The organism is Endozoicomonas sp. Z74 (genome assembly GCF_057680865.1).
Genome location: NZ_JBLYZI010000068.1, coordinates 1 through 18,795 on the forward strand (window position 1 = coordinate 1; position 18,795 = coordinate 18,795).

The following is an 18,795-nucleotide window of genomic DNA, read 5'->3' on the forward strand; positions in this document are numbered from 1 at the left end:
AAGAACGCCAATGGAAACTCTGATAGATGGCAAAGAGATCTGGAAGGAAAAATTTGTAGCCTGAATTTGACCTGACAGACACCCTCTGAAAAATCGGTGACTGTCAGATCAGGTCTGAACTACTACAACTAAACCAAAGGTAACCCTCAATGAATCAGCATAATAATCCTGTCATTAAACACTAGTACATCATTTCACTGAGATTGTCGGGTAGAGTTTCTTCAGCTTTACCCGTGCATCTTCGGTGGTAAATCGCCACTCCATTTTGGCTTGGCAGTTGTTGCGCTTCTGCTCCCATGCGGTAGCCTCTTCTTTGAGCGTATCTTGATCAGGAATTCGTCGATCAAGGCATTGACGACTTAAAATGCTCAACTCTATCTCTGCCATGTTAAGCCAACTCCCGTGTTTCGGGGTGTAGTGGATCTCCAGCTTCTTGGCTATGCGCCGAGCCTCTTCAGGTTCAAAAGCCTTGTAGAGAGAGGCAGTACTATGGGTATTGAGATTATCCATTACCAGTCGAATGACTTCGGCCTCAGGAAAATGCACGTCAACCAACTGCTTTATCTGCTCTGCCCAATCCTGAGCTGTACGCCGATCCGTAACTTCAACATGCCGCCAACCTTCAAGGGGAGCAAAAAACATGAACAGGGCACTCACACCGTTGCGCTCGTACTCATTGTCAAAGCGTTTGCACTGGCCAGGAGACAATGGAATAGGTGATCTGACCTCCTTGACTTGTTGTTTACTGCTTTCATCCATACAAACCAAAGGCTTTTTGGGATCATGGGGGCGCTTGTAAACATCCAGAATATCCTCCATGGAGGACACAAACTCAGCGCTGCCCTTTGCCGGAATGCACTACTCTTTTTTCTGCCAGGGTTTTAAATCGTTTTTTTTAACTCGCGCCAGACGGTTGTATCAGAGACACTTTCTACCACCTCCAGCTCAACGAGCTTGTCTGCCAAGAACTGCATGGTCCAGCTAGAATGGCCTTCTGGTGGTTCTGAACAGGTCAGTGCCACAAGTTGTGCATGCTGCTCACCATCCAGGCTACGACGTCCACCGTGCTTGCTGAATTTACTCTCAACGGCGGTCTCGAGCCCTTCTTCCACGGCCCGTTTTCGGGCTCTCTGGACAGTTTTCTTGGAAGTGGCGCAAACCTCAGCAACTTCCATTTCACTCAGTGCAGGCCCATTTTCATCCAGCCCCAAAAGAATTTGAGCATGTGTACGTTTGTATTGGGCTGCCTTGCTTTTTACCAATTCTTTCAGTGTTTGTTGTTCTTCTGCAGACAGGCGGATGTGGTATTTAACAGGCATGATCGGATCAAAAATGTGAATTATGCCTGTATATGAGCCTGTGTTCTTTGTCAGAGGTCAAAGGCAGTGAAATGATGTACTAGGGCTTACGCACCAAACCGGGCCGATAATGAACTGCTTGAGTAATTGAGCCAGATAATGGTTGCTCCATCCAGCCCTCTTACGCTTGTTCCGGACACTTCCCGATTTACCGGCATCCATTTTCAGGATATTGAGAGCGATTCTTCTCAAGGTAGACAGGCTTTCTGCAGGATGGTCGTTCTTTGTCTGGCAGGCACCCTCGTTAAAAGACACATCCAACATCCAGTGCAGGTTATTTTCCACTTCCCAGTGAGTCCGAGTGGCTGACAGCATGTCTTCGGCTGTCATACTTCTGCTGCAAATATAGAAGCGTAGAGAGGTGGTCGCTGTCCGGTCAGCTTGTACGACACCAAACTGCCTGATGCATCGCCAGTCCCAATGAGTGGAGAGGTTGGCAAGCTCGTCGAACACCCAGCAACACCGGTATTCCTGTCGACCGTGACCGCTGTCGATTTGCTCCGCAAAGACCCCGGACAGCTCATCAACGGGTTGTGCTTCCCAGTGTGATTCGATGGTGGCCTGAATGTCCTTCTGAAGAGTTTCCTGATTGCCTTTCACCGCTAGCAGGAAGTCTGCTCCCTGCTCAATACAGGCCTCAACAATGCTTTTCTGGCAACTGATGGCATCCGCTGTAATCAAGGAGCCCCTGAGATCAATGGCTTCCAAAGGTTCAGGGATGGCAGTGAGCTCATTGGACTTTTTATCCACCTTCTTCTGGCCCAGTACAACGCCCAGTTTAGAACTCCAGGCGCTGATCATGTGGACGGCTCTCTTGCCTTTACCTCTGCCCCTGGAACCTTTGATGGCTGTACCATCAATGGGGGCGATATCGCCAAGTTCGCCAGATGAGGTGAACGCTTCAGGAAAAGCCGACTTGACCCAGCGTGTGAAGCAGGCCTGAAACTCATCAGGATCAAGAAGGCTGAAGACTCGGTAGAACGTGTCGTGGGACGGAATGCCGGAGGGGAGTTCGAGGAACGATTTGAGCCACTCGTACTTCTCTTGTCCGTAAGCCTCCATATCTTCCCAGGACCCAGCACCACTGATGATAGCGCAGATAGCAATCATCAAGACATCAATCAGTTTATGGTCGCAAGCACCCACCCGGCGGGGTCAGTAAGTTCGTTGAGGAAGGTCATCAAGGGAGCAGGTTTGAAAATCAAATGTCGTAAAATAGGCTGGTTTTACAGGTTTTTCAGCGATTCTAAACCGTAAGGATTTTGGTGCGAAAGCCCTGTGCGGGTTAGTGGAGGTTAAGGATGCTGGCGATCATTATAACGATTTTCTGCGGCTGCTTTTTTCTTGAGAAGTTGATACCCGGCTGGCCGCTTCCGAAAGTGAAAACCTGGCCATTGCGGGTTCTATTGGTCAACGGGCTTCAGCTGGGTGTTGTGCTGTTGGCCGGTATTACCTGGGAGCTGTGGCTGTCCTCCTGGTCGCTATTGAAACTGTCTGACCATGTGCCTCCCGCAGCGGGTGCTTTTATTGCGTATTTTATTGCGACCTTTGTGTTCTACTGGTGGCACCGCTGGCGCCATGAGTCTGACTTTCTATGGCTGGGGTTTCATCAGATTCATCACAGTCCACAACGGCTGGAGGTGATCACTTCGTTTTACAAACACCCTGGTGAGATGGTGGTCAACTCGGTCATTGGCAGTCTGCTGGTGTATACCCTTTTGGGCCTCTCAATGGAAGCCGCCGCTATTTATACTTTGTTTACGGCGGTGGGTGAGTTTTTTTACCACACCAATGTCAAAACCCCGCGCTGGGTGGGTTATGTTTTCCAGCGGCCGGAAATGCACAGAATTCACCATCAGTTTGGCCGCCATAAAAACAATTACGGAGATATTGTCTGGTGGGATATGCTGTTCGGGACCTATGAGAATCCCCGGGAATGGAATAAAACCTGTGGTTTTACCCCGGAGCGGGAAGAAAGGCTGCTGGAGATGATGGCCTATAAAGATGTCCATAAAAAGGTTCAGTGATTCCACTCAAGCCAGCTCCCTGGCTGGCTTCCCAGGGAAGGGTTTCACTCTGACAGGCCGGGGTTGAATTGGACACAGTGTGCTCTCCAACCAATAAGGAGAAGCACATTATGCCAACGGTCACAGAAGTCATCACCGGAATGGGAATGGTCCAGGGAGCGGGTCCCAATTATTACTCCAACCAGGGTTATCCCCATGTCCATATCGGTGCCGATAATGGGGCTGCTGTTGTGGCGGATCTACAGGCAGCCCGGGCCCGAATTGATTTTGCCGTTATTTCCATGGGCGGGGAACGTCCAAATATCGTCGTTTACCGGGTCAATGACCAGCGTTTTGCGTTGGTCAATGGCGTTTGTACGATTACCGATGAAAATCACAAGGAACAGATTGAAAGAGAGCTGTATGCAAACCTGCCCATGGCCGATGCCCAGCGCTTTCAGGCCTGCCTGAACTCAGTACTGGGGGTGGGGCTGGACCTTTAGGTCCTGTACCGGCAAATACTGGTCAGAACTCAGTTGCGCTTTGCTGTGCTCAGCCCTTAACCATGTTGCTGCTGACACAAGCGAAGCGCAACTCAGCAGAGTCAGCGGCAATAGAGCAACTCACCTGGCCGATTTGCCTGATAAACCCCTGAATTTACCTTGCATTGACCGTTAATCCAGAGCATGTCCAGCCCGGTGGCAGGCTGTTCTGGTTCTGCTACGGTTGCATGGTCCCTAAAGTCAGGGCGAAACAGGGCAATATCCGCCTGATAACCTTTTGCCAGACGTCCGCGGTTCGCTATGGAGAAAATATCGGCACTCTGGCCTGTCATCTTGTATATGGCCTGCTCTACAGGCATCAACTGTCGCTTTTGTACAAATCGATTGAGAATGCGGGGAAAGGTGCCTGAGACCCTGGGGTGAAGCCTTCCACCCAGAAGGCTGTCTGTCCCGACTACTCCCCGGGGGTGCTGAAAAATCCGTTCCACCAGAGCTTCATCCATAAAGAAATCAATCATTCGCACGTTTCCCTGTTCGGCAATGAGCAGGTCCAGGGTTAAGTCTACGGGATGCTGGCCAGTGTGACGGGCACAGTCTGAAATAGAAAGTCCAAGCCACTGCCGACTGGCTTGTGTCTCCACATCAACGATCAGTATGTTGTCCCAGCCAACCAGGGCGGGCAGGTTATCCCAGGGTACCCCCTTCTCCGGCAGGATCTGTTCTGAAAACCAGGCTTTCACTTCCCGGCGGACAGACTCTTTCTGCAACATCAGAAACAGCTGGTCCGGTTGATAGCTTCTGATCAGTTCCGGGGGAAGGATCGACAGCAGTGTGGTACTGCCATAGCCGTAGGGGTATTGGTCAAAGGTCAGTTGATGGCGGTCAATCAGATCAAGCAGGGCATTCAATTTGTGACCGTTACGGCGCCCGATCAGTTTCAGATGAGAAATATGAAGCTGACACCCTGCTGTTTCTGAAATCCCGATCATCTCCTCTAAAGCTTCCAGGACTTCATCACTTTCACTTCTCAGGTGTACGACCACAGGCTTGTTATGGCGGGCGGCCACCCTGGCCATGGTCAGCAGCTCCTCCCGGTTACTGAACAGGGCTGGATGATAAATCAGGCCGAGACTGATACCCCGTGCGCCCTCTGACAGGGCTTTGTCCGCCAGGTCGTCCAGCTGCTTCAACTGCGCCTGGTTCATTATCGCCGGGCTGTCCTGGCAGATTCCGAATCGCAGCAGTCCATGGGGAACGAAAGCCGACAGGTTGACTTCCAGTCCCTGAGCTTCCAGGGCAGAGCAGTACTCCCCATAACTCTCCCACCGCCATTCTATCTCTGGGTGGCCAATAATCAGTCGCTTGCGGGCTTCAGCCTGTAGTGCTTCCGGCAGGGGCGCCACTCCGAGGCCACAGAGCCCGATCAGCTCTGTGGTAATGCCCTGAAGCACTTTCGGGCGAAAGCCGTCGGGTATAAATGTGGCCAGATCGGTATGGCTATGGACATCAATAAATCCCGGCGTCACCCTGCCTTCCCGGGCATCGATAACGTAACTGTCGTTTACATCAATTCGCGGAGCGACTTCGAGAATCGCTCTGTCTTCCAGCAGAATCTCCCCTTTAAAGGCATCACTACCGGTGCCATCAATGACCCAGGCATTTTTAATCAACTGACGCATTACTTTTCCTTAAAGGTTTTCCTTAAAGCAAGCCCTTGCCGGAATCCCTTCAGGTCAGTTCATCATAAAAGCGGGTATGACCTTATCCCAGCCAGAGCAATATCTCATTCACTGTCAGGCCCACAAATGAACCCAGCATGGAGCCGATCAGTGCCATTATTACTGCCACGGGCATCAGGTTTTTGTCGTATGCCGCAGCGACCACTGCCGCTGAAGGTGCGCTGCCGATATTGGCGATGGAGGCAATGCCGCACAAGTGCAGGTTAAGCCTGAGGAGGCGGCCGATGAGCAATAGAAGAAGACCGTGGATTGCCAGAATCATGACCCCGGAAAGAATATAGAGTGGGGCTCGGGTTATGGCACTGAGGTTAACCTCTGCACCAATCAGGGCGACGATAATATACAGCATAATGGTGGAGATTTCATTGCTGCCATCCATTCTGCCCAGTGCTGTGGGCGCCAGTACCATCCCCCCCAGGGAGGAAATAATGATGGCCCAGACCATGGGATTCAGCAGTCCGGTGGCGGCGATCAGGCCTCCGAAATGATGGGAAAGGGCGGCCACAATCAAAGACAGGCCCAGCATCAGCATTAACCCCTGTACATCGGGCTTCTGGCTACTGCCTATATTCTGAAGTTGCTCCAGCACTTTATCGATACCACTGTTATCTGCCCTCAGGAAGTGGCTGAAGCGGGATTTGAAGGGCTTCATTGCGATGATAATGATCAGCCATACGGAATAACAGAGCGCTCCCATAAGCAAGGTATAGGCCATGGCGGAATCACTGACATTCAGTGCTTCCTTGATGGCCACAAAATTCTGGGTGCCTCCGGTCCATCCGGCCGACATCACGGCAAAGGTGTATGGGGTTTCATCACCCAGCAGAGGTGCCATGATCTGCTGAACCACGATAAAACCCACCATTAGAGTGATTGTTGAGCCCAGCAGGAGGGTTATCAGTCGCATGCCCAGTTTGCGGATGACGGTGAGGTCAAACTTAAGGGACATCAGGAACAGCATGGCCGGGATCATATTGTCACGGACTTCAGCTCTGGCAGTTTTCACGGAATCCGTCATTTCCCATAGACCAAGGGTATAGAGAGCCATTGAGCCAAACATCACCAGGACTATGCTGGGAAACCAGCGGAAAAAACGGCTGGGGTATCGTTGCTCTATCCAGACCAGAACACCACATAAGCCAGCCATTACTGCGATAAACGGGAACCCCGTTACAATCATGCCGCTCTCCCTCCAACTATTTGAATTGTGTCGTATTTATGGTGGGCTCTAGATTATGGCCAGCTACCGGTTACTGCCTTGATACGCATCAACAAGGCCAGGGTTACAGATGGGTATCCTTGCGGTAATTTCTTCAAGAGGCAGTTTAATGAAAGCGACAATTCAATGGCTGGGTGATAAGGGTTTTGTAGGACACACAGAATATGTGGAAGGCACTCACTCTGTTCTGATGGATGCACCCACCCAGTTTGGGGGTAAAAACAGCGCCGGATCGCCTATGGAAATGCTGCTGGCGGCCGCAGGCACCTGTGCTGCCATGGACGTGACCTCGATTCTGACCCAGGCGCGTCAACCCATCAAAGATTGCAAGGTATCTTTGACTTCAGAGCGCTCAAAGACCCCACCCACGGTGTTTACCGCGGTTCATATGCATTTTGATATTTATGGCAGTGGCATCTCTGAAAAACAGATTGACCGGGCACTCTCACTGACGTTTGAGAAGTACTGCTCCGTATCCATCATGATGGCAGAATCCGGCACAAAACTGAGCTGGGATTACACGCTTCATGAAAGTTGAGGGTAACCCCTGACTGTGTTGAGTGGCTCAGCCCCTGTTGCTGGGCACTCCGGTTTCATAGTAGCGCTTCATATTTCCAGCGATCTGACTGACCGCTCGGGTCAGTACTTTTTTCAGTATCAGTCTATCCATCAGTCTGCCCATCAACCCACCTCGAATGCTGTAGTTCATGGAGGCGGTGAAGCGGGTTTTATTCCCCGCTGGTTGAATATCATAAGTAAAACTGGCGTCCCTGAAAGGGGCCGGGGCAGGGCCTTCCCCTTCATGCAGGCGCATGGTAAAGCCCTGCAGCTCAGTCCACCGGGTAATGGTTTCATCCAGGCTTTTGCCGTTTTTCTGAAAGACTCTTCGACTGGCGCCAACCCCTTCGGTGGGGCCGGGGTGTAACTTGCAGCCGGTCAGGTTGGGAACGTAGTTGACGGATTGAGTGAAGTCCCGGAGTTTTTCCCATGCCTGGTCAACCGGGAGTTCAATATCAACAGTGCAGGTGGCTTCTGAATTCATGATTATTTTGTCTGCTTTTATGTTGAGGTGTTCCGGGCCGCATCCAGGAAGGCCGGTTTTTCACCGCCGCCATGAACGGTAATATCCGCACCACTGACGTAAGAGGATAAGGGCGATGCCAGATAAAGACAGGCGTCGCCAATATCAGACGGGTTGGCCAGCCGTTGCAGGGGAATGGTGCTGGCAACACTGTCAATACCGCTCTGGTCGCCGTAATGCAGGTGAGCCTGTTCCGTAAGTATCAGGCCGGCAGTGACGGTATTGACCCGTACTTTCGGAGCCCACTCCACCGCCAGGGACCGGGTTAGGTTCAACAGGCCGGCTTTGGCTGCACCGTAGGCCGCTGTTCCCGGTGAAGGGCGCTGGGCACTGACGCTGCAGATATTGACGATGGTGCCGCCTTCTTTCTGTTCCTGCATGATGGCATTGGCTTTCTGGCACAGGTTCAGGGGGGCGATCAGATTCAGACGGATGATGGCCTCGGAGAACCGGGGGGATACCGTCGCGGCATCCGCTTCCGGCGCTCCCCCAGCGTTGTTGACCAGGACATCCAGACGGCCAAACTGTTTTACTGTGCTGCTGATCAGTTGATCGAGTTGTTCCAGGTCCCGGACATCACAGGGGAAAAATACCGCTTTGTGGCCTGCGTATTCTGGCATTGATTCCGGTGCCTGCCGTCCACAGATGACGACACTGGCACCCTGTGCCAGAAAACGTTCACTGATTCCCCTGCCTGCCCCTTTACCTCCACCGGTTACCAGAACGACTTTATCTGAAAAATCCAGAGGGTTACTCATCACTGATTTACCTGCCTGTAGTTATTCTGATCTTGCTTCAGCCTGATGGTAACCACTGGCTGAGGCGCTGTATTAGTCTTGTTGGACGATGATGGGGCTGTGCTGCATTGAAAGAATTCCATTCTATAAAAATGGGAGAAACGGGCATGAGTGCAATTCCAGAGGGTCATTATGTTCAGTTGGAGGATGGCCTTTCTCTTCACTATCACGAAGCCGGTGAAGGGGAAGCGGTTCTTTTTCTCCATGGCAGTGGTCCTGGCGCCAGTGGCTACAGCAATTTTAAGGGCAACTACCCCGCATTTGCCGAAGCGGGAGTTCGGGCCATTGTTCCCGATCTGCCGGGCTATGGTTTGAGTGATAAGCCGGAAACAGAATACACGCTGGATTTTTTTGTTACCGCCATTAAAGGGCTGGTGGATCAGCTGGAACTCACTTCTCTGACCCTGGTTGGTAACTCCCTGGGGGGAGCCATTGCCATTAAATTCGCCCTTGATTATCCAGAACTGGTGAACCGGATGATCCTGATGGCCCCGGGCGGGCTGATGGAAAAGGAACAGTACTTTCAGGAGATGGAAGGCATTCAGAAGATGGCTGCCGCCTTTGCTTCCGGCGAGCTGAAAGAGCCTGCCGGAATGAAGCGGTTACTGGGCCTGCAGTTGTTTGATGCCTCCCAGGTTACCGATGACACCGTGAACGAAAGGGTGGCTGTGGTTCATGAACAACCCGCCTGTGTGCTGTCCACCATGCAGGTGCCGAATATGACCTCACGACTGCATGAGCTGACGTGTCCGATTTTCGGGATCTGGGGAATGAACGACAAATTTTGTCCATCCCGGGGAGCTGACACCATGCTGGAGGCCTGCCGCAACATCCGGTTTACCCTGCTCAGCGAGTGCGGGCACTGGGCCATGGTGGAGCATGAAGGCTGGTTTAACCGCCAGTGCATTGACTTTATCCGGTATGGTTAGGGAGGGCTGTTGCGCTTCGCTGTGCTCAGCAGCAACCTACGGTTCCAGAAAAAAACTTTGCAGAAGCCTCCAGGTTGCAACTTTACGTAGGTTGCTGCTGAAAGAAGTGAAGCGCAACGCAACACAAGAGGACGGACATTATGGACAAACAAAAAAGAAGCCAGTACGGCGATGAGTTGTATGCTGCCCTGACCAGCGGGAAAACCATTGACCCCCTGACCCGCCGTGAAAATGACATCTCCATTGAGGATGCTTACCACATCTCCCTGCATATGGTGGAGCGTCGGGTAAAAGACGGTGACCGTATTGTTGGCAAGAAAATCGGTGTCACCTCCAAAGCGGTTCAGGAGATGCTCAATGTCCACCAGCCGGACTTTGGCTTCATCACCGAACAGATGTGGTTCAAAAACAGCGAAACCATTTCCTGCTCAGCCAATAAGCTGATTCAGCCAAGGGCCGAGGGGGAGATTGCGTTCAAATTGAAAAAAGACCTGGTGGGGCCTGGGGTCACCGAACAGGATGTACTGGATGCCACTGAGTGTGTGATGCCCTGTTTTGAGATTGTGGATTCCCGTATTCATAACTGGCAGATCAAGATTCAAGACACCGTGGCGGACAATGCCTCCTGTGGGGTATTTGTGCTGGGGAATGAAGAAGTGGATCCCCGAACCATTGACCTGCCCTCCGCCCAGATGAAGGTTTATAAAAACGGCGAGTTGATCAGTGAAGGAGTGGGGGCGGCAGTCCAGGGGGATCCGTTGACCGCTGTCGCCTGGCTGGCCAATACCCTGGGGGAGTTTGGCATTCCCTTCAAAGCCGGAGAAATTATCCTTTCTGGTTCACTGGTACCCCTGGAGCCGGTTGCTCCCGGTGATGAGATGACACTGGAAATCGAAGGCCTGGGCAAGGCTTCTGTGACCTTTGGAGAATAAGAAGATGAATCAGAAACTGAAGGCCGTCATTATCGGGCCAGGGAATATTGGCACCGACCTGCTGATGAAAATGAAGCGTTCAGACTGGATAGAGCCAGTCTGGATGGTGGGGATCGATCCTGAATCAGAGGGGCTGAAACGGGCCCGTGAAATGGGAATAAAAACCTCTTCCGAGGGGGTGGACGGTGTTCTTCCCCATGTGATTCAGGATGATATTCGCATCGCTTTTGATGCTACTTCCGCTTATGTCCATGAAGAAAACAGCCGCAAGCTCAATGAGCTGGGGGTCATTATGATTGACCTGACGCCGGCTGCCATTGGTCCTTTCTGTGTTCCGCCCGTGAACCTGAGAGAACATACGGAAGAGCTGAAACTTAATGTCAATATGGTGACCTGCGGTGGCCAGGCGACGATTCCCATGGTAGCCGCGGTTTCCAGGGTTCAGGAGGTGGACTATGGCGAGATTGTGGCAACGGTGTCTTCCCGCTCCGTAGGCCCTGGTACACGACAGAATATTGATGAATTTACCCGAACCACTTCCGGTGCCGTTGAAAAGGTGGGTGGGGCGAAAAAAGGCAAGGCCATCATTATCATCAATCCGGCGGAGCCACCGCTGATCATGCGGGATACCATCCACTGCCTGACGGCGGATACCCCGGATGAGGGGGCCATTACGGAATCCATTCACGACATGGTGAAAGAGGTTCAGAAATACGTGCCGGGCTACAAGCTGGTGAACGGGCCGGTATTTGATGGCAACCGGGTGTCCGTATTTATGGAGGTGGAGGGGCTCGGGGACTTCCTGCCGAAATACGCCGGTAACCTCGATATCATGACCGCAGCAGGGCTGAGAACCGCGGAAATGTTTGCGGAAGAGGCTGACAAGGGCGCTATCACTTTACCGGCTCGGGGAGAATAAGCAATGGATCTGAAAGGCAAAAAAGTCACCCTCCATGATATGTGTCTGCGTGATGGCATGCACGCCAAGCGCCACCAGATTTCCGTGGATGAAATGGTCAATATTGCCGTGGCCATGGATGAGGCGGGCATTCCCCTGATTGAAGTGACCCATGGTGATGGTCTGGGTGGCGCATCAGTGAACTACGGCTTTCCCGCTCACACGGATGAAGAGTACCTGGATGCGGTGATTCCCAAAATGAAGAATGCCAAAGTGTCGGCGCTGCAATTGCCGGGTATCGGAACCCTTGACCATCTTCGCATGGCCAGGGATCTGGGGGTATCCACCATCCGGGTGGCCACTCACTGTACGGAAGCGGATGTTTCGGAACAGCATATTGGCATGTCCGCCAAGATGGGCATGGACACCGTAGGCTTTCTGATGATGGCCCATATGGTCAGTGCTGAAAAGATTCTGGAACAGGCCAGGCTGATGGAAAGCTATGGCGCCAACTGCATCTATTGCACGGACTCTGCCGGATATATGCTGCCCGATGAAGTGACTGAAAAGCTTGGGCTCCTGAGAGCGGAACTGAAGCCGGAGACAGAGATCGGTTTTCATGGCCACCACAACCTGGCCATGGGCATTGCCAACTCTCTGGCCGCGATAGACGCAGGCGCCAGCCGGATTGACGGTTCTGTAGCCGGCCTGGGGGCGGGGGCCGGTAATACGCCCCTGGAAGTCTTTGTTGCGGTGCTGAACCGGATGGGAGTAGAGACCGGTGTTGACCTTTATAAGATCAGTGATGTGGCCGAGGACCTGGTGGTGCCCCTGATGGATCAGCCGATCCGCATTGACCGGGATGCCCTGACTCTGGGCTATGCCGGGGTTTATTCCTCCTTCCTGCTGTTTGCCAAACGGGCTGAAGCCAAGTATGGCGTTCAGGCCCGGGACATTCTGGCAGAGCTGGGCCGCCGAGGCACTGTGGGGGGGCAGGAAGACATGATTGAGGACCTGGCTCTGACCATGGCGAAAGAACAGGGACTGTTATAGAGGTAGCGTCTTATTTTTCAGAGGAAAACGGTGTCCAGCCCATGAACAAATTTAATAATAAAGTGGCGGTTATTACCGGAGCCGGCAGCGGCATTGGCCGGGAAATGGCGGTGCAGCTGGCCCGGGAAGGGTGTCATCTGGCGCTGGCTGACCTGAACCCGGAGGGCCTGGAGGAAACGGCCCGGCTATTGGCGTCATATGACGTCCGGGTCAGTCAGCATCGGGTTGATGTAACCGATCGTGGTCGTATGGAAGCGCTGCCTGAAGAAGTGCTTGAGGTTCATGGGGCGGTCAACCTGCTGGTTAACAATGCGGGTATCACGCTGCAAAGCAGTTTTGAAGACCTGAGCATTGAAGACTGGGAACTGGTACTGGGCATTAATCTCTGGGGGGTGATTTATGGCACCCGGGCTTTTCTCCCTTATCTGAAAGAGCAGGGGGCAAAAGGACCGGGTCATGCCCATATCATCAATATGTCCAGCCTGGCCGGGTTTATGGGCATGCCTAATCAGGCGACCTACTGTGCGACCAAGGCTGCGGTCAGGGCCATCAGTGAAACGCTCTGGGCTGAATTGAAGATGAGCGGTGTCGGGGTGACCAGCGTTCACCCCGGGGCTATTCGCACCAATATTATGCGGGCCCATCTTGATAAGGCTGGCAATCCTGACAATGCCGCAGACGTGGCCAGCAAGGTGGAAAAGTTTGCTATGCCCCCTGCCCGGGCCGTCGCCCGGATGCTCAAGGCCGTGAGAAAGAACCGCCAGAGAGTGGTGATTGGGGTTGATGCCCATCTGCTGGAGAAACTGAAGCGGTTGCTCCCTTCCGTCATCCACAGGCCCTTTGCCAGCCTGTTTGCCAAAGAGCAGGCTGCCCGTGAGGTATCGGTTTCATAGCCATAAAAAGAGTAATGAAACGGTTGCGGAAATAACAATAAAAACAGAAATGGAGTTCATGTCATTAGCAGGGATCTGTTTGTCACCGGGGTATTGATGTTTCGGAGTCGTCGTATCCGGTGGTTTGCGGTGTGTCACGGCTTTTCTGAAAGTTTGTGACCCACGGCTGGTTGAGTGAATGTTGTCATAATAAATCGCCTGAAAAGGATCGATTTTCTGTTTTTATAAGGAAGTACTGATAATGAGATGTATCCATCAGCGGGCGTCTGCCCTGATTGCTGCGCTGACCCTTTCTGCTGCCTGTGTCACTCAGGCTGCGAATATGCCGCCGAAGAACCCTTATCTGGCGGATTCCAATAACAGTATTGGCCATGGCACCTCGGCACAGCAGGACAGTGTGCTGGTAGCCGGTCCCACATCACCCAGCCGGACCCTGGATGAGTTTGATGATGTGACTTACCTGGCGTCCGGGCCCTTTCAGTTTGGTCAGTCCAGCTCTTCACTTTATCCAGACGGCCGTCGTGTGCTCTGGGGGAGTGGCAGCGACCGGATTGTCAAGATTGACCAGGACAGTCATACCGTGCTGGCCAGCCTTGCTCTGCCTGGGCGCACCTACCTGAATGCAGGACTTGGGCTGAAGGCCATTAAAAACCTGGATGCACTGGGGCCGGAAGCCAGTGTGGCCTGGGTGCTCCAGAATATGATTCCCTATATGGCAGACCTTTCCGGTGCTTACACCCTGGTGGACAGCGATAACCGGTTTGTGGTCGGTCGCAGTGAGAAACTGGATCCCCAGAACCGGGAGACCGATTACCGAAGTTCAATCACGATTTACGGAGATGAGATTGAAGGGGATGCGGGTTCCGCCATCGTTATCCGTGATTCAGTGGAGCTACCGGAGCTTGTCAAAGGTTCGCTGGTGGGCATGAACATGACCTTTGATGGCACCATTATGCTGATCTCTGCCGATGGTTACCTGGTGGCGGTGTCCCGGAACCTTCGTCGTATACAGACATTCAACCTGGCAAAAATGGTAGAAGGTCAGGATGCAGTTGAAGTTCGGAACTCCATTGCCATTGATGAAAAAGGCGGTATCTATGTGGCGTCCACGGACCATATGATGAAAGTGATCTGGAATGGTTTCCGGTTTATTTCCAGTCCATGGCGTGGGGCCTGGGTAGCGGAATACCCGAATGGAGCGAATGTTGGAACCGGCGCCACTCCTTCATTGATGGGGTTTGGGGATGAAGATCGCTTTGTTGTGATTACGGATGGTGATGCCCGGATGGGCACAGCCCTGTTCTGGAGGGATGCTATTCCGAAGGACTGGGAAGCGCCGAAGGGCACAACCGATCGTCGTTATGCCGGCCTTCTGAAAACCACTATTGCTGACCCACGGGTGGGTCATACCCAGTCTGAGCAGTCTGTGGTTGTTCAGGGCTATGGTGCTCTGGTGGTCAATAACACACCGGCTTCAAGGCCTTCCTGGTACCCGGGAGGAGATAGCCTGCTGATTGGCTGGACTGGGCATCATGATCGGTTTAAACCCTATGGAGTCCAGAAGTTTGAATGGGATCCTGTGGCCCGTGAATTCCGCTCGGCCTGGGTGAATATGGATGTCAGCTCCCTTAATGGTGTACCCATCATGAGTGTGGGGTCCAACCTGGTGTATACCGTGGGAGCCCGAGAAGGTCAGTACACATTAGAAGGCATTGACTGGACAACCGGTGAAACGGCTCGTACCTGGGTACTGGGTGGAACCCGTTTCAACAGCCTGTATGCAGGCATTCTGCTGGATGAAGAAGGTCGGCTGCACTACACGGGGTTGTGGGGCAAGATCCGGCTGGAAATTGACTAGCCACGGGTTTTCTTACCGGTGAATATTGGAGCGAATCATCGCTGCAGGTAGGGTTGCCTGCAGCTTTTTTTACTTTAAAGAAGCAATCATCGCCGATCCTGTTTGTTGAAATATGGGTCTGTTTCTGGGGTTTTGGCCATGAATTAAACGAGGCGGTATAACCTTCAAAAAAATAGGTGTATACCGTTGTTTGTTTACCGGAAACCGGTAGCAATAAGCAGGGTTTATTGTTAAGCTTCCGGTGTTGATCGTGTTTTACAATACCATTTTATGGGTAGTGATTCTGGCCGAGTTTCTTCTGGCCTTTCAGCTGATAACTCGTGAGAGTGGAATCAAGTCTGTGGACTATATCTTCAGCGCAGCGCTGCTGTTTGATTTGATCCACCGTTTTATCACGATCTCTTCCAGTGGTATGGAAGGAAGCCCAGTACCCCTTGCCTGGTTTATCACCATGAACGGGCTCTTTTTTCCTGTTTTTTACCTGGGAGGCCGCCAGCTGGTTGGAAAAGGCTGCTCGGTAACCCGCAAAGATATATGGCATCTGGCTCCGTTCTTTTTACTGGCGGTTATCCTGACAGAAGAGGCGTTGCAGGACCGGCAAGAAGTCATTTCCCAGTGGAGTGATTATGTCCCGGATTTCGGCATTCACCCCCTGGCAACTCTGTTGTTTTTGCTGGTGGCAGCGATCAGTTTTTCAGCTTATGTGGTTGCACTGTTAAGGCTGATATGGCCCCAACTGAACGTTTCGGATGGGGATCAACGGAAGCTTTGCTCGGTTCGCTGGGTATTTGGTTTTTGCCTTTTCCGGGTGCTCCTGCCAATAGTGGCGCTTACTTACTACCATGGTGCTCGCTGGTATCAGCCTGAGCTGGACATTCTGTCTTTTGGCAAACTTTATGTTCTGTTAAGCGGTTTTATGGTGTTACTGTTTTCTGCCGCTTATGCCTTCTGGGGTGTTTCCGGTCAGGAATCCGGGAAATCAGGGGCAGCCAGAGAGTACAGCCGCCAGCTACTGACAATGGATCAGACAGCCTTTCAGAGGGCCATACCCTCTGAAGATGTTGAAACGCCGAAACCGGAAGCTTGTCCAGCCAAGTATCAGGGCAGCAGTTTAAGTCCTCAGGAGTCCCGGCACTACTTTTCCCTTGCCGATGAGCTGGTACGAAGCAAGCAGTTGTATCGGGAGCCCGGGTTTAAAGTGGCTGATCTTTCCGCGGAGCTGGGGCTGGGTTCTTCCTATGTCAGCCAGATGATCAATCAGAACTGTGGTTGCAGTTTCAATGATTACATCAATGGCATCCGGGTTCAGTGGCTTCAGGAACAAATTGAGGCGCTGGCAAATGCCGGGGCCAAAACCCTTCCCGGGGAACTGGGCTATGAGGTGGGTTTTGGTTCCAGCTCTACTTACTATAAAGCCTTTAAGCAGGTGACAGGAATGACACCCAGGCAGTACATGGTGCAACAACGCAAAACGGCTTCTCCCTCTATGGACCTGCTCGCCTGCTCCTGAACGGACAAGGCAGGCCGGGGGTCATGCTGATCTTCTTTCCTTCGCTTTCTCAAGGTTGCCTCTCTAGACTTCAACCCTTTCTTTTATGACTTCACCGTGGGTTCCACGGCTGTACGCTTGGAAGCTTGCTTCTGTCATTTATCTGTACCTTGCCTCTGAAATAGAAATCCCGGTTTCCATTTTTTGTGAAATCCGCCACAGGACTCATGGCATGGCGGATTCCGGAATTATTGATTCATTGCACATTTCTATTTTCGGAAGCTTCTCTGCGAATTTTTTTGGGACGATAGAGCCATGTCAGGGAGATAACCTGATTGATCTCAGGAATTAACAGTAGAGCGAGTGTAGTGACAATGAAAACCAACAATAAAACTAATAATAAGAAACTCTTTATTGCCTCAGTATTGGGCATGGCAGTAGCTTCATCCGTACAGGCTTATCAGGCGTGCAGTGAAACCACCAGCGCGCTGGATGACGCTCAGAAATATTTGAGAAACAGCGGGATGACGGTTTTGTCGGGGGGGATGACCGGCTTTGTGGACTGCCTAGATGAAGGCGTTGAGGTGTGTAACAACTATGCCAATACCTCAGTGCTTTACTCCGGGATTATGTTCCCCTGTCCGGACTGGAAGTGCGGTGATGCATCTCCGGCTATACAGATTCCGGGGCAGGAATTTGAAATTCCACTGTCATCCACCTGGACCATCGACACCAATGAAGCGATGGTGATTTATGCGAAAGTGCCTCCGGAGATGTCCTACTTCGGTTTCGAGACTCTGGTTTATGAACGGTCAAAATCCCAGCTGCCAAACCCTGGTGGCTACCTGCCTCCTATTGAGGGAGAGGTTGTGCCGGAGCCGACCATGGAAGAGCGGATTGTGGTGGATGCGGCCGTTGGGGAAACCTTCAATGATGTCACCATGGGAGTTGCCCGCAATCCGGATGATTTCAGGGATGGCAAGATCTTTGTGCACATTGCCTCCCCGAATCAGAAACTGGCAGAGGACATCAGGCAGTCCTTTATCAACAGTGGAGTACCGGCCAAGGCGATCAATATCAAGGGACTCTCTTCCAGTCTGCACACTTTTGGGCATGACCCACTGGTGGGTGATACGTTCAAGACCACCGGCCGGTTTGGTCGCCCGTTTGCCGATGAAGAGGCGGTCAAGGAATGGACTGAAAGCCGGCCACTGTCTTTGATGCGGGTTTCAGCGGGAGAGGCTTACGGTTATGTTCCTTTTGACCGGGAGCAGGAAATTACCCGGGAAACCGGTCAGCATGAGCTATATGCGGGCAGTTCTCTGCAGTATGACAAATGGACCCGGATTACCCGCCGGGAGCATGGCAAGCCAGATGTCAAAGCAGAAGTAGTAGAACGGGTATATGATGCAGTACACTGCGCTGAAACCGGCAGTTATTGCTGGGGAAATAACCTGGATGCCCTGTACACCGATATCCTGGATCCCAATACCGGTAAAATGCTTGAGGTGGATCTGAGTCGGCCAGGAAGTAAAGTGGTGATCAGTGGGGTGGACCATGTTGCCGCCGGATATGCCAACTTCTGGAACTTTGGGTTCTACGATCCGGAAAGCGCTGCCGCGATCATGACGGTCGATTTTGACAAAGTACAGCTGCAGGAATATCAGGATGGGCTTATCCCGCGACCTGCAATTTTGCCCACACACCTTATGAAGCGAAGTCTTGATGGCAAGAGCTTCCGTTTGACAGTCAGTGGTGATTGCTCCGGTGAGGATAACTGCTTTGAAATCGACACTGAACGCAGTAATGGCCTGTTCCATATCATGTCCAGGGTTTATGTAAACCCACAGACAGGCACCGGCCCGGCATTCAGCGAGGTGGTTAACCCGGAAATCTATGTGTACAAATAAGCTGAATCGGTATTGATACCGGATTTCAGAGATAAGGCAGCTCATCAGGGCTGCCTTTTTTTGTGGTGCTGCTCCAGGTTTGAGAGAGGGGCTCTGTGGTCTGTATTTCCTTTTGGGCCCTGGCTTTGCC

At 52.3% G+C, this 18,795-nt stretch carries 16 protein-coding genes and 1 pseudogene; 11 read left to right on the forward strand and 6 right to left on the reverse strand.

The window, feature by feature from the left end; translation table 11 throughout:
- Window positions 1-189 precede the first annotated feature (189 nt).
- Together ACNRUY_RS17715 and ACNRUY_RS17720 are read right to left on the reverse strand one after the other, a co-directional pair.
- Window positions 190-1,319: pseudogene (locus ACNRUY_RS17715) on the reverse strand (IS630 family transposase).
- A gap of 57 nt (window positions 1,320-1,376) precedes the next feature.
- Window positions 1,377-2,504 (reverse strand): ISAs1 family transposase, encoded by a 1,128-nt coding sequence (locus ACNRUY_RS17720; protein ID WP_488112979.1) that lies wholly within the window; start codon window positions 2,502-2,504, stop codon window positions 1,377-1,379.
- Window positions 2,505-2,659: 155 nt separating this feature from the next.
- On the opposite strand from ACNRUY_RS17720, the gene ACNRUY_RS17725 reads away from it, so the two are divergent.
- Window positions 2,660-3,385 carry a sterol desaturase family protein gene (locus ACNRUY_RS17725; protein ID WP_488112980.1) on the forward strand — a complete coding sequence of 242 codons (726 nt, stop codon included), beginning with the start codon at window positions 2,660-2,662 and terminating at the stop codon, window positions 3,383-3,385.
- Between the two features lie 110 nt (window positions 3,386-3,495).
- Window positions 3,496-3,867 carry a hypothetical protein gene (locus ACNRUY_RS17730; protein WP_488112981.1) on the forward strand — a complete coding sequence of 124 codons (372 nt, stop codon included), beginning with the start codon at window positions 3,496-3,498 and terminating at the stop codon, window positions 3,865-3,867.
- 101 nt (window positions 3,868-3,968) lie between these two features.
- Here the strand turns inward: ACNRUY_RS17730 and ACNRUY_RS17735 are convergent, their stop codons facing one another.
- Window positions 3,969-5,546, reverse strand: a complete 1,578-nt coding sequence (locus tag ACNRUY_RS17735) for an N-acyl-D-amino-acid deacylase family protein (protein WP_488112982.1) — start codon at window positions 5,544-5,546, stop codon at window positions 3,969-3,971.
- An 82-nt stretch (window positions 5,547-5,628) separates the two neighbouring features.
- Window positions 5,629-6,786, reverse strand: coding sequence for a DUF819 family protein (locus tag ACNRUY_RS17740; RefSeq protein ID WP_488112983.1), 1,158 nt, complete (start codon window positions 6,784-6,786; stop codon window positions 5,629-5,631).
- Between the two features lie 148 nt (window positions 6,787-6,934).
- On the opposite strand from ACNRUY_RS17740, the gene ACNRUY_RS17745 reads away from it, so the two are divergent.
- A complete protein-coding gene (locus ACNRUY_RS17745; protein ID WP_488112984.1) occupies window positions 6,935-7,363 on the forward strand; it encodes an OsmC family protein in 429 nt (142 codons plus the stop codon).
- A gap of 27 nt (window positions 7,364-7,390) precedes the next feature.
- Here ACNRUY_RS17745 and ACNRUY_RS17750 read toward each other — a convergent pair whose 3' ends face one another.
- Both ACNRUY_RS17750 and ACNRUY_RS17755 read right to left on the reverse strand, forming a co-directional pair.
- Window positions 7,391-7,867 (reverse strand): SRPBCC family protein, encoded by a 477-nt coding sequence (locus ACNRUY_RS17750; protein WP_488112985.1) that lies wholly within the window; start codon window positions 7,865-7,867, stop codon window positions 7,391-7,393.
- A 17-nt stretch (window positions 7,868-7,884) separates the two neighbouring features.
- The gene (locus tag ACNRUY_RS17755) at window positions 7,885-8,664 is read right to left on the reverse strand and encodes an SDR family oxidoreductase (RefSeq protein WP_488112986.1); all 780 of its coding nucleotides are present in this window, start codon (window positions 8,662-8,664) and stop codon (window positions 7,885-7,887) included.
- A 146-nt stretch (window positions 8,665-8,810) separates the two neighbouring features.
- Between ACNRUY_RS17755 and ACNRUY_RS17760 the strand changes: the two genes are divergently transcribed.
- From ACNRUY_RS17760 to ACNRUY_RS17795, 8 genes are all read left to right on the forward strand, one after another.
- Window positions 8,811-9,632, forward strand: coding sequence for an alpha/beta fold hydrolase (locus ACNRUY_RS17760; RefSeq protein ID WP_488112987.1), 822 nt, complete (start codon window positions 8,811-8,813; stop codon window positions 9,630-9,632).
- A 140-nt stretch (window positions 9,633-9,772) separates the two neighbouring features.
- Window positions 9,773-10,564: a 2-oxopent-4-enoate hydratase gene (dmpE, locus tag ACNRUY_RS17765; protein WP_488112988.1), complete on the forward strand. Its 792-nt coding sequence runs from the start codon at window positions 9,773-9,775 to the stop codon at window positions 10,562-10,564.
- 4 nt (window positions 10,565-10,568) lie between these two features.
- The gene (locus ACNRUY_RS17770) at window positions 10,569-11,483 is read left to right on the forward strand and encodes an acetaldehyde dehydrogenase (acetylating) (RefSeq protein WP_488112989.1); all 915 of its coding nucleotides are present in this window, start codon (window positions 10,569-10,571) and stop codon (window positions 11,481-11,483) included.
- A 3-nt stretch (window positions 11,484-11,486) separates the two neighbouring features.
- Window positions 11,487-12,515, forward strand: a complete 1,029-nt coding sequence (gene dmpG / locus ACNRUY_RS17775) for a 4-hydroxy-2-oxovalerate aldolase (RefSeq protein WP_488112990.1) — start codon at window positions 11,487-11,489, stop codon at window positions 12,513-12,515.
- A 41-nt stretch (window positions 12,516-12,556) separates the two neighbouring features.
- Entirely contained in the window at window positions 12,557-13,408 is an 852-nt protein-coding gene (locus tag ACNRUY_RS17780; protein ID WP_488112991.1) for an SDR family NAD(P)-dependent oxidoreductase, read from the forward strand.
- 241 nt (window positions 13,409-13,649) lie between these two features.
- A complete protein-coding gene (locus tag ACNRUY_RS17785; RefSeq protein ID WP_488112992.1) occupies window positions 13,650-15,266 on the forward strand; it encodes a hypothetical protein in 1,617 nt (538 codons plus the stop codon).
- 250 nt (window positions 15,267-15,516) lie between these two features.
- Window positions 15,517-16,776 (forward strand): helix-turn-helix domain-containing protein, encoded by a 1,260-nt coding sequence (locus tag ACNRUY_RS17790; protein ID WP_488112993.1) that lies wholly within the window; start codon window positions 15,517-15,519, stop codon window positions 16,774-16,776.
- Between the two features lie 410 nt (window positions 16,777-17,186).
- Complete coding sequence (locus ACNRUY_RS17795; protein WP_488112994.1) at window positions 17,187-18,665, forward strand: hypothetical protein; 1,479 nt, start codon at window positions 17,187-17,189, stop codon at window positions 18,663-18,665.
- Window positions 18,666-18,795: the final 130 nt, after the last annotated feature.

Coding starts and splice junctions, on each gene's coding strand:
- ACNRUY_RS17785 (WP_488112992.1), top strand. CDS start 13,650: ATGAGATGTATCCATCAGCGGGCGTCTGCCCTGATTGCTGCGCTGACC.
- ACNRUY_RS17725 (WP_488112980.1), top strand. CDS start 2,660: ATGCTGGCGATCATTATAACGATTTTCTGCGGCTGCTTTTTTCTTGAG.
- ACNRUY_RS17795 (WP_488112994.1), top strand. CDS start 17,187: ATGGCAGTAGCTTCATCCGTACAGGCTTATCAGGCGTGCAGTGAAACC.
- ACNRUY_RS17780 (WP_488112991.1), top strand. CDS start 12,557: ATGAACAAATTTAATAATAAAGTGGCGGTTATTACCGGAGCCGGCAGC.
- ACNRUY_RS17745 (WP_488112984.1), top strand. CDS start 6,935: ATGAAAGCGACAATTCAATGGCTGGGTGATAAGGGTTTTGTAGGACAC.
- ACNRUY_RS17760 (WP_488112987.1), top strand. CDS start 8,811: ATGAGTGCAATTCCAGAGGGTCATTATGTTCAGTTGGAGGATGGCCTT.
- ACNRUY_RS17735 (WP_488112982.1), bottom strand. CDS start 5,546: ATGCGTCAGTTGATTAAAAATGCCTGGGTCATTGATGGCACCGGTAGT.
- dmpE (WP_488112988.1), top strand. CDS start 9,773: ATGGACAAACAAAAAAGAAGCCAGTACGGCGATGAGTTGTATGCTGCC.
- ACNRUY_RS17730 (WP_488112981.1), top strand. CDS start 3,496: ATGCCAACGGTCACAGAAGTCATCACCGGAATGGGAATGGTCCAGGGA.
- ACNRUY_RS17755 (WP_488112986.1), bottom strand. CDS start 8,664: ATGAGTAACCCTCTGGATTTTTCAGATAAAGTCGTTCTGGTAACCGGT.
- ACNRUY_RS17750 (WP_488112985.1), bottom strand. CDS start 7,867: ATGAATTCAGAAGCCACCTGCACTGTTGATATTGAACTCCCGGTTGAC.
- ACNRUY_RS17770 (WP_488112989.1), top strand. CDS start 10,569: ATGAATCAGAAACTGAAGGCCGTCATTATCGGGCCAGGGAATATTGGC.
- ACNRUY_RS17740 (WP_488112983.1), bottom strand. CDS start 6,786: ATGATTGTAACGGGGTTCCCGTTTATCGCAGTAATGGCTGGCTTATGT.
- dmpG (WP_488112990.1), top strand. CDS start 11,487: ATGGATCTGAAAGGCAAAAAAGTCACCCTCCATGATATGTGTCTGCGT.